At 72.2% G+C, this 17943-nt stretch carries 15 protein-coding genes; 13 read left to right on the top strand and 2 right to left on the bottom strand.

The annotated features are described in order from the left end of the window. Window positions 1-62: 62 nt before the first annotated feature. The gene (locus AB0A97_RS32505; RefSeq protein WP_361156695.1) at window positions 63-668 is read right to left on the bottom strand and encodes a hypothetical protein; all 606 of its coding nucleotides are present in this window, start codon (window positions 666-668) and stop codon (window positions 63-65) included. A gap of 164 nt (window positions 669-832) precedes the next feature. Next, entirely contained in the window at window positions 833-1645 is an 813-nt protein-coding gene (locus AB0A97_RS32500) for an RDD family protein (RefSeq protein WP_361156693.1), read from the bottom strand. Between the two features lie 290 nt (window positions 1646-1935). Between AB0A97_RS32500 and AB0A97_RS32495 the strand changes: the two genes are divergently transcribed. The 13 genes from AB0A97_RS32495 (at window position 1936) to AB0A97_RS32435 (ending at window position 17943) form a co-directional block, all read left to right on the top strand. Next, the gene (locus tag AB0A97_RS32495; RefSeq protein WP_361156691.1) at window positions 1936-2790 is read left to right on the top strand and encodes a bifunctional methylenetetrahydrofolate dehydrogenase/methenyltetrahydrofolate cyclohydrolase; all 855 of its coding nucleotides are present in this window, start codon (window positions 1936-1938) and stop codon (window positions 2788-2790) included. A gap of 64 nt (window positions 2791-2854) precedes the next feature. Continuing rightward, window positions 2855-3283, top strand: a complete 429-nt coding sequence (locus tag AB0A97_RS32490; protein WP_361156688.1) for a DUF3017 domain-containing protein — start codon at window positions 2855-2857, stop codon at window positions 3281-3283. A gap of 103 nt (window positions 3284-3386) precedes the next feature. After that, window positions 3387-4610 carry an NADP-dependent isocitrate dehydrogenase gene (locus AB0A97_RS32485; RefSeq protein WP_361156686.1) on the top strand — a complete coding sequence of 408 codons (1224 nt, stop codon included), beginning with the start codon at window positions 3387-3389 and terminating at the stop codon, window positions 4608-4610. 292 nt (window positions 4611-4902) lie between these two features. After that, window positions 4903-6297 (top strand): DUF2690 domain-containing protein, encoded by a 1395-nt coding sequence (locus tag AB0A97_RS32480; RefSeq protein ID WP_361156684.1) that lies wholly within the window; start codon window positions 4903-4905, stop codon window positions 6295-6297. A 401-nt stretch (window positions 6298-6698) separates the two neighbouring features. Next, on the top strand, window positions 6699-7688 hold the full coding sequence (locus AB0A97_RS32475) for a malate dehydrogenase (protein ID WP_361156681.1): 990 nt from the start codon (window positions 6699-6701) through the stop codon (window positions 7686-7688). 226 nt (window positions 7689-7914) lie between these two features. Continuing rightward, entirely contained in the window at window positions 7915-9777 is a 1863-nt protein-coding gene (locus AB0A97_RS32470; protein ID WP_361156678.1) for a hypothetical protein, read from the top strand. A 102-nt stretch (window positions 9778-9879) separates the two neighbouring features. Next, window positions 9880-10257 (top strand): hypothetical protein, encoded by a 378-nt coding sequence (locus AB0A97_RS32465; protein WP_361156675.1) that lies wholly within the window; start codon window positions 9880-9882, stop codon window positions 10255-10257. 2 nt (window positions 10258-10259) lie between these two features. Next, window positions 10260-11207: a hypothetical protein gene (locus AB0A97_RS32460; RefSeq protein WP_361156673.1), complete on the top strand. Its 948-nt coding sequence runs from the start codon at window positions 10260-10262 to the stop codon at window positions 11205-11207. Between the two features lie 240 nt (window positions 11208-11447). After that, window positions 11448-12956, top strand: a complete 1509-nt coding sequence (locus AB0A97_RS32455; RefSeq protein WP_361156671.1) for an aldehyde dehydrogenase family protein — start codon at window positions 11448-11450, stop codon at window positions 12954-12956. Window positions 12957-13014: 58 nt separating this feature from the next. Continuing rightward, window positions 13015-14556 (top strand): GMC oxidoreductase, encoded by a 1542-nt coding sequence (locus AB0A97_RS32450; protein ID WP_361156668.1) that lies wholly within the window; start codon window positions 13015-13017, stop codon window positions 14554-14556. Further along, complete coding sequence (locus AB0A97_RS32445; RefSeq protein ID WP_361156666.1) at window positions 14556-15698, top strand: betaine/proline/choline family ABC transporter ATP-binding protein; 1143 nt, start codon at window positions 14556-14558, stop codon at window positions 15696-15698. Before AB0A97_RS32450 ends, AB0A97_RS32445 begins: the two co-directional genes overlap by 1 nt. Continuing rightward, window positions 15698-15952, top strand: coding sequence for a hypothetical protein (locus AB0A97_RS32440; protein WP_361156663.1), 255 nt, complete (start codon window positions 15698-15700; stop codon window positions 15950-15952). Before AB0A97_RS32445 ends, AB0A97_RS32440 begins: the two co-directional genes overlap by 1 nt. Further along, entirely contained in the window at window positions 15949-17943 is a 1995-nt protein-coding gene (locus tag AB0A97_RS32435; RefSeq protein ID WP_361156661.1) for an ABC transporter permease subunit, read from the top strand. The genes AB0A97_RS32440 and AB0A97_RS32435 overlap by 4 nt, the downstream gene beginning before the upstream one ends.

Raw genomic sequence — 17943 nt, 5'->3', positions numbered from 1 at the left:
AGTCAGCAGAAAGGCCCGTCTTCCGCGTGCCGCGGGGGACGGGCCTTTCGCGTGCGGCGGCCTCAGTAGCGAGGGCGCATGAACCACGCCTGGCTTTCCTGCTTGGCCGCGAAGACGATGACGAGGATGGACAGCACGAAGCTGGGGATGCCGTAGAGCGCGATGGCGAAGGGAATGCTGCACAGGACCGACACGGACCCGAAGATGATCGTGCCGATACGGACGCCGTTGGCACCCTTGGAGAACTGGAGCGCGAGCACCAGCGCGACCGCCGCGTAGGCCGCCTGGAGGATCATGACGAAGACCATGGCGCCCTTGCCGATGGCGAACATGCTGTCGGCGTCCCCGCTGAACCCGTTGTACTGGGCGGAAGCGCTGCTGATCTGGTTCAGTGCGACGGTCACCCCGATGATGCCGAGCACGGTGATCCCGGCGAGGACGAACAGCATGACCCGGGCCGCCTTGGTGCTGCCGGGCATCTGCTGCGGCGCGGGTATGCCGGGCATCCCGCCGGGGCCCACGGGGCCCGCGGGGAACGGCGCGTACGGCTGCTGCTGCATGGGCTGCGGCTGCATCGGCTGCTGCTGCGGGTAGCCGTACTGGGGCTGCGGCGGGCCCTGGGGCTGGCCCTGCGGCGGGCCGTAGGGGTTCTGGTTCGGATAGCTCACGAGCGTGTCCTTCGAGCGGTGTGACCTGGTGTCAGCCGGTGCTGCGCGGTTCCGGCGGTCCCGGGTGAGGTAAAAGATCGGTAAGAGCCTACGGGGCGGCGAAGGCCCCCTCGCGTCATTTTGTGCGAGGGGGCCCAGGGCTGGACGAGCTGCCGTACGGAGCCCTACTGAGTACGGACGACCACGGTGCTGACGATCTTGTCCGCGAACGTCTGGGACTTCTCGTCCCACAGCGGCCACCAGTAGCCGAGACCGCACAGCGGACCGTCCACTGCGTGGCAGAGCTTGCGCCCGAGGGCCAGGCCGAAGCCGAGCGGCTGTCCCGTCGCCTCGCGCACGACGCGGATGTTCAGGGCCTTCTTGCCCGGGGTCTGACCGGTGGAGCCTTCCTTGGCGATCAGGAAGAGGCCGCCGGCGAGCGTGATCAGTGCGGCGATCGAGATGAGGATGAGCGCCAGGACGGGCGTGCTGCCGGCGGAGCTGTTGGCGGCGGTGTAGGCGTCCGAGATGCACTGGTAGTCGGTGCCGCAGTAGGACGTGTCCGGCCGCGTCACGTGGGTGACCGTGTTGGCGGTCACGACGGCCGCGATGATGTACAGGATCGTCGGGAGGACACCGACGATCAGACCGTCCAGCAGTGCCGCGCCGACCCGCGCACCCCAGCTCGCGTAAGGCTGCGGCCCGCCCATTCCCGGCATACCGGGCTGCTGGCCGTACGGGGAGCCCTGCTGGGGGTAGCCGTACGCCTGCTGCTGGGGCACCTGCGGCGGCTGACCGTACGGGGCCTGCGGCTGCGGCGGGGCCTGCTGCGGGTAGCCGTAGCCCGGCTGGGGCTGTGCCTGCTGCGGGTAGCCGTACCCCGGCTGGGCCTGCGGCGCCTGGGGCGGCTGGCCGTACGGGGCCTGCGGCTGCTGGCCGTACGGGTTGGGCTGCCCCTGCGGCTGGCCGTAGGGATTGTTCGGGTCGCCAAAGCTCATTGGCTGGTTTCCTCCGTTGGTGTCCAGTGGGGGACGGCAGGGCGTGCTCGGAGGAAAACCTGGGATGAAGTGCCCCGCCCCCCGATGATGCCTGCGGCACTGAACGCCAATCCTTCTAGTTGCGCAATATTCTTGTCCAGTCAAGAGGGCAGGTGTTGTGCAAGTGCAATGATCGATTGCGGAAATGCATTTCGGTCATCTCCGGTCATCGCTCTTGTCAGCGGCCATAGTGCGCCCCGGAAGCGCGCCCTGATTGGAACGGGGGAGGCCTCATCCGGGAAGATGGGGGTATGAGCGCCCAGATTCTCGATGGCAAGGCCACCGCCGCCGCGATCAAGTCCGAACTCGCCGTCCGCGTGGAGGCACTGAAGGCCCGGGGCGTGACACCCGGACTCGGCACCCTGCTGGTCGGCGACGACCCGGGGAGCCGCTGGTACGTCAACGGCAAGCACCGTGACTGCGCCCAGGTCGGCATCGCCTCCATCCAGAAGGAACTGCCGGACACCGCCACGCAGGAGGAGATCGAGGCCGTCGTACGGGAGCTGAACGAGGACCCGGCCTGCACCGGCTACATCGTCCAACTGCCGCTCCCCAAGGGCATCGACACCAACCGGGTCCTGGAGCTGATGGACCCGGCCAAGGACGCCGACGGCCTGCACCCGGTGAGCCTGGGCCGCCTGGTGCTCGGCATCGAAGGGCCGCTGCCCTGCACCCCGTACGGCATCATCCAGCTGCTCCGCCACCACGGCGTGACGATCAACGGGGCGCACGTGGTCGTGGTCGGCCGCGGCATCACCGTCGGGCGCTCCATCCCGCTGCTGCTGACCCGCAAGTCGGAGAACGCCACCGTCACCCAGTGCCACACCGGCACCCGTGACCTGGCCGCGCAGCTCAAGCAGGCCGACATCGTCGTGGCGGCCGCCGGTGTGCCGCACATCATCAAGCCGGAGGACGTCAAGCCGGGCGCGGCCGTGCTGGACGTCGGCGTCAGCCGCGACGAGCACGGCAAGATCGTCGGCGATGTGCACCCCGGCGTCGCCGAGGTGGCCGGCTGGATCTCCCCGAACCCGGGCGGCGTCGGCCCGATGACCCGCGCCCAGCTACTGGTCAACGTCGTCGAGGCGGCCGAGCGCGCCGCGGGCTGAGTCCGCCGCCGCCCGCAGCACCGGAACGGACTGGGACAACGGACAGGGAAAGGGACGGCCACCCATGAGTGCCGAAGCGCACGCGGAAGGCGCCTCCGAGCCGCAGCGGCCCTCGCGCCGCTTCCCGCGGATCACCACCGACACCGCACGGCCGGAGGGCGGCGGCCGTACCGCCCCCGGCAGCGCCGCCCCGCCCGCCCGGCAGTGGCCGCTGCTGGCCGTCATGGGCGGTGTGGCCCTCGGGCTGTTCATCGTCGCCCTCGACGGCTTCCGCATCGGTACGCTCCTGATCGGTCTGTCGCTGCTGGGCGGAGCGGTGCTGCGACGGGTGCTGCCGAAGGTGGGCATGCTGGCCGTACGGTCCCGTTTCACGGACATGGCGACGTACGGCGGGCTGGGCGTGGCCATCGTGCTGCTGGCGCTGATGGCGCAGCCCAAGCCGTGGCTGAAGATCCCGTTCCTGGACGACCTGGTGCACTTCACGGTGTGGTGACCGGGGGGGTGCCCGGCCCCCGCACGCCATTCGCGTGACGTCCGCCCGCGCGCCGCCCCCGGGGGCGGCCCGGGCGCCCCGCCGCCGAGTACCTTGGCGCTCCATGGCCAAGATCAAGGTTGCCCAGCCCGTCGTCGAGTTGGACGGCGACGAGATGACCCGCGTCATCTGGTCGTCCATCAGGGACACGCTGGTCCTGCCCCATCTCGACGTCGACCTGAAGTACTTCGATCTCGGCATCGAGCACCGCGACGCCACCGGCGACCAGGTCACCGTCGACGCCGCCCACGCGATCCAGCGGTACGGCGTCGGCGTCAAGTGCGCCACCATCACCCCGGACGCGGCGCGGGTCGAGGAATTCGGCCTGAAGGCGATGTACCGCTCGCCCGTCGGCACCCTCCGCACCCTCCTCGGCGGCGCCGTCTTCCGCGAGCCGGTCATCATGGCGAACGTGCCGCGGCCCGTACCCGGCCGGACCGAGCCCGTCGTCGTCGGCCGGCACGCCCTCGGCGACCAGTACCACGCCACCGACCTCAGGGTTCCGGGCCCCGGCACCCTCACCCTGACGTACACGCCCCGGGACGGCGGCGACCCGGTCGAGCTGGGGGTCCACGACTTCACCGGACCCGGCATCGCGCTCGCCATGTACCACCACGACGCGTCGGTCCGCGACTTCGCGCGCGCCGCCTTCCACTACGGCCTGGCCCGCTCGTACCCGGTCTGCCTGGTCACCGGGAACACCGTCCTCAAGAAGTACGACGGCCGGTTCAAGGAACTCTTCCAGGAGGTGTTCGACGCCGAGTTCAAGGCCGACTTCGACGCCCGCGGCCTGGCCTACGAGCACCGGCCGACCGACGACACGGCCGCCGCCGCGCTCACGTGGCCGGGCGGCTACGTCCGGGCCTGCAAGAGCCACGACGGCGACGGCCGGTCCGGCCCGCCGGTGGCCCAGGACTTCGGCCCGCCCGGCCTGATGACCTCGGTCCTGATGTCCGCCGACGGCCGGACCGTGCAGACCGAGGCCGCCCACGGCACGGTGACCCGGCACTACCGCCGCCACCAGCAGGGCAGGCCCACCTCGACCAACCCGATCGCCTCGGTCTTCGCGTGGACCCGCGGACTGGCCCACCGCGGCGCGCTGGACGGCACCCCCGAAGTCACCCGGTTCGCCCGGACGCTGGAGCGGGTCTGCGTGGAGACGGTCGAGGGCGGCCGGATGACCAAGGATCTGGCGCTGCTCGTCCCGGAGAACCAGCCGTACCTGACCACGCGGAAGTTCCTCGACGCGCTCGACATCGGGTTGCAGAAGGCGATGGCCGACACCTGAGGGTTTCCTCGGGCCGGTCCTGGCCCTGGGGAGATGGTCCTGACCCTGGTCCCGGTCCTGGTCCGTCCCGGTCCGCCCGGAGGGGGAGCGGAAGTGTACGGGCGTGCACGTCCGCATGTCCGGCGCCCGAACGCTCCCGTGCGCCCGGGAGAGGGGAACTGGCATCCTGGCTCTGAGCATCCCTGTGAGTAACGACCGGGCGGGCCGCGGGGGTCGCGCCTCGGCGAAGGAGCGGAGCACCAGAGCACTCGACAGGCGCAACCACGCGCATACGGGGGGTTAGGGGGAGGCAATGCCTCGCTGGAGGGCGCTACCGGAAGAACTCGATCCGCAGGTCAAGGAGTTCGCCGGCCAGTTGCGCAGACTCGTGGAGCGCAGCGGCCTGAGCGTCGCCGCCGTCGCGGACCGCACCGGGTACAGCAAGACCTCGTGGGAGCGCTACCTCAACGGACGGCTGTTGCCGCCACAACGCGCCGTGATCGCGCTGGCCGAGGCGACCGGCACGCACACCGGACACCTCACCACCCTGTGGGAACTGGCCGAACGGGCGTGGAGCCGCTCGGAGATGCGGCACGACGCCACCATGGAGGCGATCCGGGTGGCCCAGGCGCGGGCCGCGCTGGGGGAGTTCGGCCCGGAACCGGGCAAGTCGGCCACGTCCCGTACCAAAGAGAAGATCAAGGAGAAGGTCAAGGGGAAGGGTGCGGAGAAGGGCCCGGAGAAGGCTGAGGGGGAAGCCGGAGGCAAGGCCGCAACGAAGGCCGGGGCGCGGGCCGCCGCGAAGGCCGAGGAGCGGGCGGGCCGGAGCACGGAGCAGGGCGGCGCCGCCGCACGGGCCGCCGCCCCGGCACCCGCGTCCCCGCGGCGCGGTGACGCACTGCCGTCCCCCGCGGACTTCCCCGACTTCGCCGCGTCGGCCGCCGCGGCGCCACCGCCCGCCGCACCGGACACGGCGCCGCCGCCGACGCCCGCCGCCGACGCTCCGGACGGAGGCACCGCCGACCGGCCGGACAAGGTGGTCTGGCCCCGCCTGGCCGGTTACCCCGACGCCGCTCCGGTGGCCCCGCCGCCCCGGCACGAGCCGCCGCCGTACGAGACGCCCGCGTACGACGTGCCCGCGTCCGACGCGGCGCGCCACCCGGGCGGGCCGGTGCCGCCCCCGGGCCCGGACGACACCGACCGGCAGCTCCGCCGGCGCCGCGTCACGATGTTCCTGGCGGGCGTCGTCGGCGCGCTGCTGGTGATCGCCGCCGCGGTGCTGCTGCTCGACATCGGCGGCGGCGAGGAGGGCAAGCAGGCCGGGTCCGCGCCGTCGGCGTCCCCGAGCAAGAAGCCGGTGCTGCCGGCGGGGGTGAAGTGCGCCGGGGCCGACTGCGCGGGCAAGGACCCCGAGGCGATGGGGTGCGGCGGCCGGAACGCCACCAGCCCGTCGCGCGGGTTCGCCGGGAGCTCCCTGATAGAGGTGCGCTACAGCAAGGTGTGCGGCGCCGCCTGGGCCCGTATCACCGGGGCCGCGCCGGGCGACCAGGCGTCGATCAGCTCGGCGGGCCGGACCGAGAAGGCCGCTGCCGGGCAGGACGGTGACGCGTACACCGCGATGGTCCCGGTGTCCGGGGACCCGGCCGAGGTCACCGCGTGCGGGACCACCACGGCGGGCGGGAAGGGCTGCGCGAAGCCGGTGGCCTAGCGGATCGGGGCACCAACAGTCGGTACGCATCGGGATGTACGCCGCAAACCGGCCGTCGCGGGAAGATCTCCGGCAGGGGGATTGCCCGAGCGAATCGGGGGCAGGGGCATGGATGACCCCCCACGGGTGCGGCATCACCGGGCGGCCGTCCGCGCTCCCCCCTCCTTGAGCGGACGGCCGCCCGCCACGCGCCCGCGGGGGCCCGCCGGACCTCGCGGACCAGCCCGGTGAGGCGTTCCACACCGGCCCGGGGGCGGCGCGGCGCGGCGGTCCGATAGCCTGACGGCCGGGTCTCTCGATACCAAGAGATCTCGCTCAACGGGCAGGGGTTCCCGCCGCCACCAACGCGGTACGGGGGCTTGCCCCCAGGAAACCCAGAAAACATCGCGCAGGAGATCGCCATGACCCGCACTCCCGTCAATGTCACCGTCACCGGCGCGGCCGGCCAGATCGGTTACGCCCTTCTCTTCCGCATCGCCTCCGGTCACCTGCTCGGCGCGGACGTGCCGGTCAAGCTGCGCCTCCTGGAGATCCCGCAGGGCCTGAAGGCCGCCGAGGGCACCGCCATGGAGCTCGACGACTGCGCCTTCCCGCTGCTGCGCGGCATCGACATCTCCGACGACCCGAACGTGGCCTTCGACGGCGCGAACGTGGCCCTCCTCGTCGGCGCCCGCCCCCGTACCAAGGGCATGGAGCGCGGCGACCTGCTGGAGGCCAACGGCGGCATCTTCAAGCCGCAGGGCAAGGCCATCAACGACCACGCCGCGGACGACATCAAGGTCCTGGTCGTCGGCAACCCCGCCAACACCAACGCCCTGATCGCCCAGGCCGCCGCCCCGGACGTACCGGCCGAGCGCTTCACCGCGATGACCCGTCTGGACCACAACCGCGCCATCTCGCAGCTTGCGCAGAAGACCGGCGCGCAGGTCTCGGACATCAAGAAGCTGACGATCTGGGGCAACCACTCCGCGACCCAGTACCCGGACATCTTCCACGCCGAGATCGCCGGCAAGAACGCCGCCGAGGCCGTCGGCGACCAGGCGTGGCTGGCCGACACCTTCATCCCGACCGTCGCCAAGCGCGGCGCCGCGATCATCGAGGCCCGGGGCGCCTCCTCGGCCGCCTCCGCCGCCAACGCCGCCATCGACCACGTGCACACCTGGGTCAACGGCACCGCGGACGGCGACTGGACCTCCATGGGCATCCCCTCGGACGGCTCCTACGGCGTCCCGGAGGGCCTGATCTCCTCCTTCCCGGTCACCACCAAGAACGGCATGTACGAGATCGTCCAGGGCCTGGAGATCAACGACTTCTCGCGCGAGCGCATCGACGCGTCCGTCCAGGAACTGTCGGAGGAGCGCGAGGCCGTGCGCGGTCTCGGCCTGCTCTGACGTTCTGAGGGCGGTGCCCTCCGACGCGCCCGCACGACCGGAGCCCGTACGGAACCCCTCGGGGTTCCGTACGGGCTCCGGCGTTCTTGTCCCTCCCCGGTGTCACACCTTGGTGTGATCTTCCGGGCAAGCGCCTGGCACGGTTCACTCGCCTCCTTTATGCTGCGGCGTTCATGACACGCAACCCGCCCGCCCGTCCGGGCTGTTGCCGTCCGGGGGGAACCAGGTGACGCATCCGCACGTGCCGCAGCAGTCCGGCTCGCACTCCGGCTCACAGAGCGGCCCGCACGCCCCGGACCTCCGGCCCCCCGGTGCCAGCGAGGCCACCCGGCTGCTCTGCGCCGGCACCTACCTCGACCCCGCCTACCGCGACGCGGTGATCGACGAGCTGTACGTCCACGAAGAACGCCTCGCGGCCCCGTCGCTGGGCTTCGACGCGGCCCGCGTACTGGCCCACGCGCTGCGCGCCCGCCGCATGGAGCTGGCCTGGGCGGCCGCCGTCCTGCTGCTGTGGGTCGTGTCCGTCCCGCTCTCCTCCGGCCTGACCCTGCTCTACCTGCTGCCGGTCCTGCTGCTCTCGCTGGCCTCCTTCGTACGGGGCCGCGCCGTGCATCCGCCCTGGTACCGGCGGTTCGCGGGCTGGCTGCTGCGCTGGTACGGGCGGCTGGCCGTGCTGGGCGTGGCCGTGGTGCTGCTGGCCATGGTGTTCGGCGACGACTCCGGCGGGTCCGGCGGTTCGTCGTACGGCTACTCCGGCAGCTCCTCCGGACTGTCGGACAACCCGCTGCTGTTCTTCCTGCCCACCGACCTCTTCGGCCAGAACATGTTCGCGGCACAACCGCTGAACGCCTGGCTCGCCCTGGCGCTCCCCTTCGTCCTGGCTTGGGCCGTCGGCGCGCAGCACGGCCACATCGCCAAGGCGCTGACCACCGAACTGTCCCGGGCCCGCTTCCCGGACGCCGCCGCCGACCCCGCCGAGCGGGCCGAGAACGTGCGCTTCCAGCGGCTGCGTCACCGCATCCGTACCGAGCAGCACGGTCCGCTGGTCATGTACCGTGCCGCCGATCCGTTCTGCGGCGCGGGCACGCCGTACGAGACCTGGTCGCTGTCGGTGGAACTGCGGCCCCGCAAGGACGCGGCGCCGGACCCGGCCGGGGGCGCCGACGGCGGGCCGGTGCCGCTGGACAACGACACCGTCCTCCAGCGGATCATCCCGCTGGTCGCGGCGCTCCGCGAGCCCTCGGCGCACGGGTCGCCGCAGGCCGCCGCCGCGGTGCGGGACCGGCTGCGCGAGCTGGAGATCGACGAGTGCGTCTTCCTGCCGGTGGCCGGGCTGCCGTCCCGTGACGCCGCCCCGTACGGCCCCGACGGCTTCGCCGCGCACCGGGCCCGTGCGGTCGAGGAGGGCGGCGAGACCCGGCGCCACTTCCTGCGCGTGCGGGTCGGCGGCTGGGGCGAGGGCATCGTCGTCACCGTCTTCGTACGGGTCCACACGCAGGGCGGCATGCTCATGCTGGAGGTCGCGCCGCACGTGCTGTGGCCGGTGCGCGCGCTGTACCGCGAAGCCGACCGGATCGCCCACCGCTACCGCCGCAACAACCCCTTCGGCAAGGCGGTGTGGGCCCTCGCGCAGACCCCGCGCTCCGCCGGGCGCGCGGTGACGAGCCTGTGGCGCGGCTTCGTGTCCGCCTGGAGCCTGCTCACCGGCGGGCACGGCGGCGCGCTGCCCGACGGACCGGCGGCCTCGGTCCGCGAACTGGGTTCCGACGGGGACGCCTCGCTCTTCCAGGAGATGGACGTCACCCGCTACTTGAAGAGCATCCAGGACCGGGTGGCGGGCGGGGTGCGGAGCGCGCTGTACGAAGCGGGCTGGCAGACCGACGAGTTCGAGCAGCGGGTCGTCAACGTCACCAACGGCGGGGTGTTCATCGAGTCGGCGCAGGGTGCCATCGGCATCGGCGACCACAACACGATCACCAGCAACGGAGGGCTGGGCGGGGCGGCGGCCTCCGGCGCGTCGGGCGGGAGTGCGGCCGGCAAGGCAGCCAGGCCCGCGAAGACCGCCAAGACCGCCGACACAGGCCGGTGAACCGCCGGTACGGCCCCGCCCGGGGCGAGGCACAATCGTGACCACGGCCGGCGCACACGGCACCACAGCGGACGAACGCAGCGGACGAACGGGGAGGCAGACATGGCAACGGCTGACGAACGCAACCGCGGCATCCACATCGGCGAGGTGCACGGGGCCTTCGCCATCGGCGACCACAACACGGTCACCCACAACGAGCACACCACGGGCCGCCGCGGCGCCGACCCCGCGCACGAAGAACTGCTCACCGCCGTACGCCAGTTGCGCGAAGATCTGGCCAGGGTCGTCGAGACGCCGCAGGTCACCCTGCTGTCCGCCGAACTGACCGACGCGCAGGAAGAGATCGAGACCACCGGCAGCACCGCGCCCGGCCGCCTGGACCGGCTGCGTACGGCGCTGGCCGACGCGGGCGCGGTCACCGGCATGCTGGCGTCGGGCGCCGCCGTGGGGCAGGCCGTGGCCGCGCTGCTGGGAGGCTGAGGATGGGCGAGCAGGGGGGCGGCGCGGGCGGGGTGCGCTGGAACGACGAGGAACAGCGCTGGGACACCGGCGGCCCGGCTCCCGCGCCGTACACCGGCCCGCCGCCGTCCAGGCCCGGGTCGGTACCCGGCCCCGCGTCCCCACCGGAGGCGGGCTTCTCCACCGACGCCACGGCCGACGCACCGCTCCTCCCGGCCTACCCGCCGCCCCGCCCGCCGGGCCACGGCCCGACGGCGGCACCCGGCACGAGCCTGTCCGCCACCAACCCGCGCACCTGGCCGACGCCGCTCGTCGTCGGCGCGGCGGCCGCCGTGGTCGCCGTGGGGTTCGGCGGCGGCTGGCTGCTCTGGGGCGGCGACGACACCGCCGTACGCTCCGAACCCGGGACCGCGGTCTCCTCACCGGGCCCGAACCGGGCCACCGCCGAGCCCGGCGTACCGACCGGCCCCTCCACGGACGACCCGGCGACCGGCAGCCCGTCCGGCTCGCCCTCGGGCGCGGTCCCGCCCGGCTACCGGCTGGCCCGGGACAGCGCCGGTTTCTCCCTGGCCGTACCGGAGAACTGGCAGCGCAGCCAGCGCTCGGACGGCGTCTTCTACACCGCCCCCGACGAGCGGTACCTCCTCCAGGTCTTCGAGGTCACCGAGCCCGACATCACCCCCCTCGAAGCCCTCAAGGCCACCTCCCGGAGCCTCGCCGACAAGCCGGGCTACGTCGAGATGGGCCTGGGCCCCGCCAAGGACGTCGGCGTCAGCTCCGGCACGGTCGAACTCGTCTACGCCTACGACAGCGAAAAACTCGGCGTCCGCGCCCGCGTCACCGACCGCGCCTTCACCGTCCCCGACGGCCGCCAGTTCGCCGTCCTGGTCCTCGGCCCCGACGCCGACTGGCCGGCCCAGAGCCGCATCCAGCAGACCGCTTTGCAGTTCTTCGACCCTCGCGCTTCCTGACCGGCGGCCGCGGGGCCGTCAGGCCCTCCTGAACGGATGTTCGCCTGCCCGGACAGTGGGCCATAAGGACCGTCCGGTGACCCGGATCGGCCCTCGCAAACCTGTATTCCGGGGGCCGGAAGAGTGAGTCGGGTCACTTTCCTCGGACGTTTCGGCATAGGTAAAGGGGTTCCGGGGAGGGGTCCTCGTTGCTGGTGTGAACCAGTGGCAACAAACCGGAAGTCGAAAGGCAGAACAGACGTGTCGGCAAGCGAGACGATTCACGTAGACGGGGTGTGGCGCTCCGCCGTATCCGGCGCCACGCGGGAGATCCTGGACCCCGCCGATGCGAAGACGCTCGAAGTCGTCGCCGAGGGTGGCGCCGAGGACGCCGACGCGGCGGTCGAGGCGGCGCGCCGCGCGTTCGACAACGGCGCGGGCGAGTGGCCCCGCACCCTCGTCGCGGAGCGGGCGGCGCTGCTGCGGCGGGTCGCGGACCTGCTCCAGCGGGACCGCGAGGAGATCGCCCTGATCGAGAGCCGGGACACCGGCAAGACCCTCGAAGAGGGCCGGGTCGACGTGGACGACGTCACCAACGCCTTCCGGTACTTCGCGGATCTGGTGATCAACGAGAGCGGCGGGCGTGTGGTGGACGCCGGGAGCCCGGACGTGCACAGTGTCGTCGTGCACGAGCCGGTCGGCGTGTGCGCGATGATCACGCCGTGGAACTACCCGCTGCTCCAGGCGAGTTGGAAGATCGCTCCGGCGCTCGCCGCGGGCAACACCTTCGTCATCAAGCCGAGTGAGGTCACGCCGCTCACGACGGTGTACCTGATCAAGCTGCTGGTCGAGGCCGGGCTGCCGGCCGGGGTCGCCAACATCGTCACCGGTGCGGGGCTGCCGGTCGGCCAGCGGCTGGCCGAGCACCCGGATGTGGATCTTTTCTCCTTCACGGGCGGGCTGGCCAGCGGCACGAAGGCCGGTGCGGCGGCGGTCGCGGGTGCCAAGAAGATCGCGCTGGAGCTGGGCGGCAAGAACCCGAACGTCGTCTTCGCCGACTCCTGCGCCACCGACGAGGGCTTCGACACCGCCGTGGACCAGGCGCTGAACGCCGCGTTCGCCCACAGCGGCCAGGTCTGCTCGGCCGGCGCCCGCCTGATCATCGAGGAGTCGGTGCGGGACCGTTTCGTCGCCGAACTGGCCCGCCGCGCCGAGAAGATCAAGCTGGGGCGCGGCACCGAGGAGGGCGTCGAGTGCGGTCCGCTCGTCTCGCAGCAGCAGTTGGAGAAGGTCGAGGCGTACGTGGCCTCCGCCCTTCAGGAGGGCGCCCAGCTTCGGTGCGGCGGACGCCGCCCCGAGGCCAGTGACGTCCGCCCGGCCACCGGCTACTTCTACAGCCCGACCGTCCTGGACGGCTGCCACCGCGACATGAAGGTGATCCGTGAGGAGACCTTCGGCCCGATCCTGACCGTGGAGACGTTCACGACCGAGGACGAGGCCGTCGCGCTGGCCAACGACACCGAGTACGGTCTGGCCGGCGCCGTCTGGTCGGCCGACACCGCCCGCGCGCGCCGGGTCGCCGCCCGGCTGCGGCACGGCACCATCTGGATCAACGACTTCCACCCGTACCTCCCGCAGGCCGAGTGGGGCGGCTTCGGCAAGTCCGGCATCGGCCGGGAACTGGGCCCCGCCGGTCTGGACGAGTACCGCGAGAGCAAGCACGTTTACGAGAACCTCCGGCCGGAACCGGTCCGCTGGTTCGCGGGCTGAGGCCCCGTCTGTTCACCGCACCACGCACGCACGAACTTTGCAGAAGGAGCACCACCTCATGCCCGTGTACGACTACGTGATCGTCGGCGGTGGCACCGCCGGATCGGTGATCGCCTCCCGGCTCACCGAGGACCCGAACGTGAGTGTCGCCGTCATCGAAGGCGGCCCCTCCGACATCGACCGCGAGGACGTGCTGACGCTGCGCAAGTGGCTCGGCCTGCTCGGCGGCGAGCTGGACTACGAATACACCACCACCGAGCAGCCCCGCGGCAACTCGCACATCCTGCACAGCCGCGCCAAGGTGCTCGGCGGCTGCTCGTCGCACAACACCCTGATCTCCTTCAAGCCGCTGCCGTCCGACTGGGACGAGTGGGAGGCGGCGGGCGCCACCGGCTGGGGCGCCAAGGCCATGGACCCCTACTTCGGCAAGCTGCGCAACAACATCGTGCGGGTGGCGAAGAAGGACCAGAACCAGATCGCCACGGACTGGATCGAGGCCACCAAGACCGCCCTCGGCGTGCCCGAGATCGTCGGCTTCAACGACCAGCCGTTCGAGGAGGGCGTCGGGTTCTTCGACCTGTCGTACCACCCGGAGAACAACAAGCGGTCCTCCGCCTCGGTCGCGTACCTGCATCCGCACATGGAGGCCGGTGACCGGCCCAACCTCACGCTGATGCTGGAGACCTGGGCCACCGAGCTGGAGCTGGACGGCACCACCGCCAAGGGCGTCCACGTCCGTACCAAGGACGGCGAGAAGGTCTACGTCGAGGCCGCGCGCGAGGTGCTGGTGTGCGCCGGCGCGGTGGACACCCCGCGCCTGCTGATGCACTCGGGCATCGGGCCGAAGAAGGACCTGGAGGCGCTGGGCATCGACTGCAAGGTCGATCTGCCGGGCGTGGGCGAGAACCTGATCGACCACCCGGAGTCGGTGATCGTCTGGGAGACCAACGGGCCGCTCCCGGACAACTCCGCGATGGACTCCGACGCGGGCCTGTTCGTGAAGCGGGACCCGGACCACAAGGGCCCGGACCTGATGTTCCACTTCTACCAGATCCCGTTCACCGACAACCCGGAGCGACTGGGCTACGAACGCCCCGAGCACGGTGTGTCGATGACGCCGAACATCCCCAAGTCCCGGGCGCGCGGGCGGCTTTACCTGACGTCCAAGGACCCCGAGGTCAAGCCCGCGCTCGACTTCAAGTACTTCGAGGACGAGGACGACTACGACGGCAAGACCCTCGTGGACGGCATCAAGCTGGCCCGTAAGGTCGCCGAGGCCGAGCCGTTCAAGAAGTGGCTCAAGCGCGAGGTCTTCCCCGGCCCCGAGGTGACCGACGACGAGGAGATCAGCGAGCTGGTCCGCAAGGCCGCGCACACCGTCTACCACCCGGCCGGCACCTGCAAGATGGGCGCCAAGGACGACACGATGGCGGTCGTCGACCCCGAGCTGAAGATCCGCGGCCTGTCCGGCATCCGGATCGCCGACGCGTCGGTCTTCCCGACGATGCCCGCCGTGAACCCGATGCTGGGCGTGCTGATGGTGGGGGAGAAGGCAGCCGAGCTGCTGGTTGATTCCCCGACCCAGGGAGGTGGTGCGTGATGGCCGCCGCCGCCCCCGAAGCCGGTATACCCCAGCCCCGCGAGGCCGCCGACAACCTGACGGCCGAGGAAGTCCGGGACCCCCGTGACTCCCGGGACCCCCGGGACGTCGTGTTCTCCGTCCGCAACCTCTGGAAGGTCTTCGGCCCCAAGGCCGAGCGCGTCCCGGAGAACGCCGAGCTGACCGGTCTGTCCGCGCAGGAACTGCGCGAGCGGACCGGCTGCACGGCCGCCGTCCGCGACGTCAGCTTCGACGTCCACAAGGGTGAGGTCTTCGTCGTCATGGGCCTGTCGGGCTCCGGCAAGTCCACCCTGGTGCGCTGTCTGACCCGGCTCATCGAGCCGACCAGCGGCGGCCTGGACATGGACGGCGAGGACGTCCGCGCCATGGACAAGACCAAGCTGCGCGAACTGCGCCGCCGCCGCGCCGCGATGGTCTTCCAGCACTTCGGCCTGCTGCCGCACCGCTCGGTGATCGACAACGTCGCGTACGGCCTGGAGATCCAGGGCGTGCCGCGGGCCGAACGCCGCGAGCGCGCCGCCGAGATGGTGGAGAAGGTCGGCCTCGCGGGGCTGGAGCACCGCCGCCCCGGGCAGTTGTCCGGCGGCCAGCAGCAGCGCGTCGGGCTCGCCCGCGCGCTCGCCGTGGACCCCGAAGTCCTGCTGTTCGACGAGCCGTTCAGCGCGCTCGACCCGCTGATCCGGCGGGACATGCAGGAAGAGGTCGTCCGGCTGCACGAGGACGAGGGCCGCACCATGGTCTTCATCACGCACGACCTCGCCGAGGCGCTGCGCATCGGCGACCGGATCGCCCTGATGCGCGACGGAAAAATCGTTCAACTCGGCACGCCCGAGGAGATCGTGGGCTCCCCGGCCGACGCGTACGTCCGCGACTTCGTCCAGGACGTACCGCGTGAACAGGTGCTGACCGTACGGCGCGCCATGCGCCCGGCCGAGTCCGGCGAGACGGAGACGGGCGCGGCGCTCGCGCCGGACACCCTGGTCGCCGACGCCATCGAGGCGGTCGCCCGCTCCGGCGGTTCGGCCCGCGTGATGGACGGCAAGCGCTGCCTGGGCATCGTGGACAGCACCTGCCTGCTCAACGTCGTCGCCAAGATCGACGCCGGCGAGGTGGCTGCCTGATGTCCGCGCATTCCAGTACCGCCGACGCGGCCGCCGTGGCGGCCGGTTGGCCTCCGACCCGGCGGCCCGTGCGGGTCGCCCCCGCCCAGGTGCGGACGCTCCAGCCGCCGACCCGGGACCGCACCCGCGATGTCCCTGCCTCCCCCTCCCTGGCGGACCGGTTCCGCACCGCCGTGCAGCGCCGCTGGCACGAGGCCCGGCGCGCCGCGGCGATGCAGATACCGGCCGGCACGGTGAAGCGGGGGCGCGCATGACGGCCGCCACCCCCACCGCGAGCACCGCCACCGCCGCGCCCGACCAGCCGGGCGCCCTGCGAGCCGCCCTCCAGAGCCGCGGCCTCCGCAAGATCCTCATCCTCGCCGTCGCCGCCGCGGTCCTCGTACCGCTCGCCCACGCCAAGTGGTCCAGCGGCACCTGGCCGAGCGACCTGACCGTCGACCTGACCGGCCCGCTCGGCCGCACCAGCGACTGGATCATCGACAACCGCGACAGCCACCCGCTGTTCGTGTACTTCCTCGGCCACCTCAGCAACGCCGTCGTCATCTCCGTACGCGCCGTCTACCAGCTTCTGCTGCTGCTCGGCTGGACCGGCGTCACCGCGGGCGTCACCCTCGTCGCCTGGCGCGTCGCGGGCGTCCGCATCGCCGCGACCGCGCTGATCTCCTTCGCCGTCAGCGGCGTCCTGGACATGTGGCTGCCGTCCATGCAGACCCTCGCCCTGATGATCGTGGCGGTGCTCGCCTCGGTCGCCGTGGGCGCGCTGCTGGGCCTGGCGGGCGGCCTCTCGGAGCGGCTGTTCAAGATCCTGCGGCCGGTGCTGGACACCATGCAGGTGCTGCCGGCCTTCGCGTACCTGCTGCCCGTCGTGCTGATCTTCGGCATCGGTGTGCCCGCCGCGCTGCTGGCCACCGTCGTCTACGCGGCCCCGCCGATGGCCCGGCTGACCGCGCTCGGCCTGCGCGGCGCCGACCCGGGCGTCCTGGAGGCCGTCGCCTCGCTCGGCGCGACCGGCCGGCAGCGGCTGCTGACCGCCCGCCTGCCGCTGGCCCGCAAGGAACTGCTGCTCGGCCTCAACCAGACGATCATGATGGCGCTGTCCATGGCCGTCATCGCCTCCATGATCGGCGCGGCCGGTCTCGGTGACCGCGTCTACCAGGCCCTCGCCTCGGTGGACGTCGGCGCCGCGCTCGCCGCCGCCGTACCGATCGTGCTGCTGGCCATCGTCATGGACCGCACGACCGCCGCCGCCGGCGAGCGGATGGGCGCCGACCCGGCCGCCCACGGCCCGAAGCTGCTGCGCGGCCGGCGCGCCTGGGCCGGTATCGCCGTCCTCACCGCGCTGGTGACCGCCGCGGGCCGGCTGGCGGGCTCGACCGTCTGGCCGTCCGGCTGGACGGTGGCCATCGCCCGCCCGGTCAACGACTTCAAGGAGTGGATGGTCGACCACCTCTACTCCGGAGTCCCGGTGGTCGGCGGTACCGCCGACTGGGCCGCGCACTTCACCTCCTGGGTCCTGGACCCGCTGCGCGACGGCCTGACCGCGCTGCCCTGGTGGGGCGCGCTGCTCATCGTCGCCGCGCTGGCCTGGCTGATCGGCACCTGGCGCACCGCGCTGACCGCGACGCTCGCGATGGCCGCCATCGGCGTCCTCGGCGTCTGGAAGCCGTCCATGAACACCCTCTCCCAGGTTCTCGCCGCCCTCGCGGTGACCCTGGTGCTGGGCTTCGCCGTCGGCATTCTCGCCGCGGGCAGCAAGCGCCTGGAGGCGATCCTGCGGCCGGTGCTGGACGTCATGCAGACCATGCCGCAGTTCGTGTACCTGATCCCGGTGGTCGCGCTGTTCGCCGTGGGCCGCGCCCCGGCCGCTGCCGCCGCCGTCGTGTACGCGCTGCCCGCGGTCATCCGCATCACCACCCAGGGCCTGCGGCAGGTCGACCCGGCCGCGATGGAGTCCGCCCGCTCGCTGGGCGCCACCCGCTGGCAGACCCTGCGGCAGGTCCAGCTCCCGCTGGCCCGGCCCGCGCTCCTGCTGGCCGTCAACCAGGGTGTCGTCCTCGTCCTCGCCGTCGTCATCATCGGCGGCCTGGTGGGCGGTGGCGCGCTCGGCTACGACGTCGTCACCGGCCTGGCGACCGGCGACCTGGCCCTCGGCCTGGTCGCGGGCGTGGCCATCGTCTGCCTGGGCCTGATGCTCGACCGGGTGACCCAGCCGACGCAGCGCCGTACGACGGGGAAGGGAGCGTAA

Origin of the sequence: Streptomyces sp. NPDC045470 (genome assembly GCF_040646595.1) — a bacterium.
Taxonomy (GTDB): Bacteria; Actinomycetota; Actinomycetes; order Streptomycetales; family Streptomycetaceae; genus Streptomyces.
This window is presented reverse-complemented; position numbering and strand designations above follow the sequence as displayed.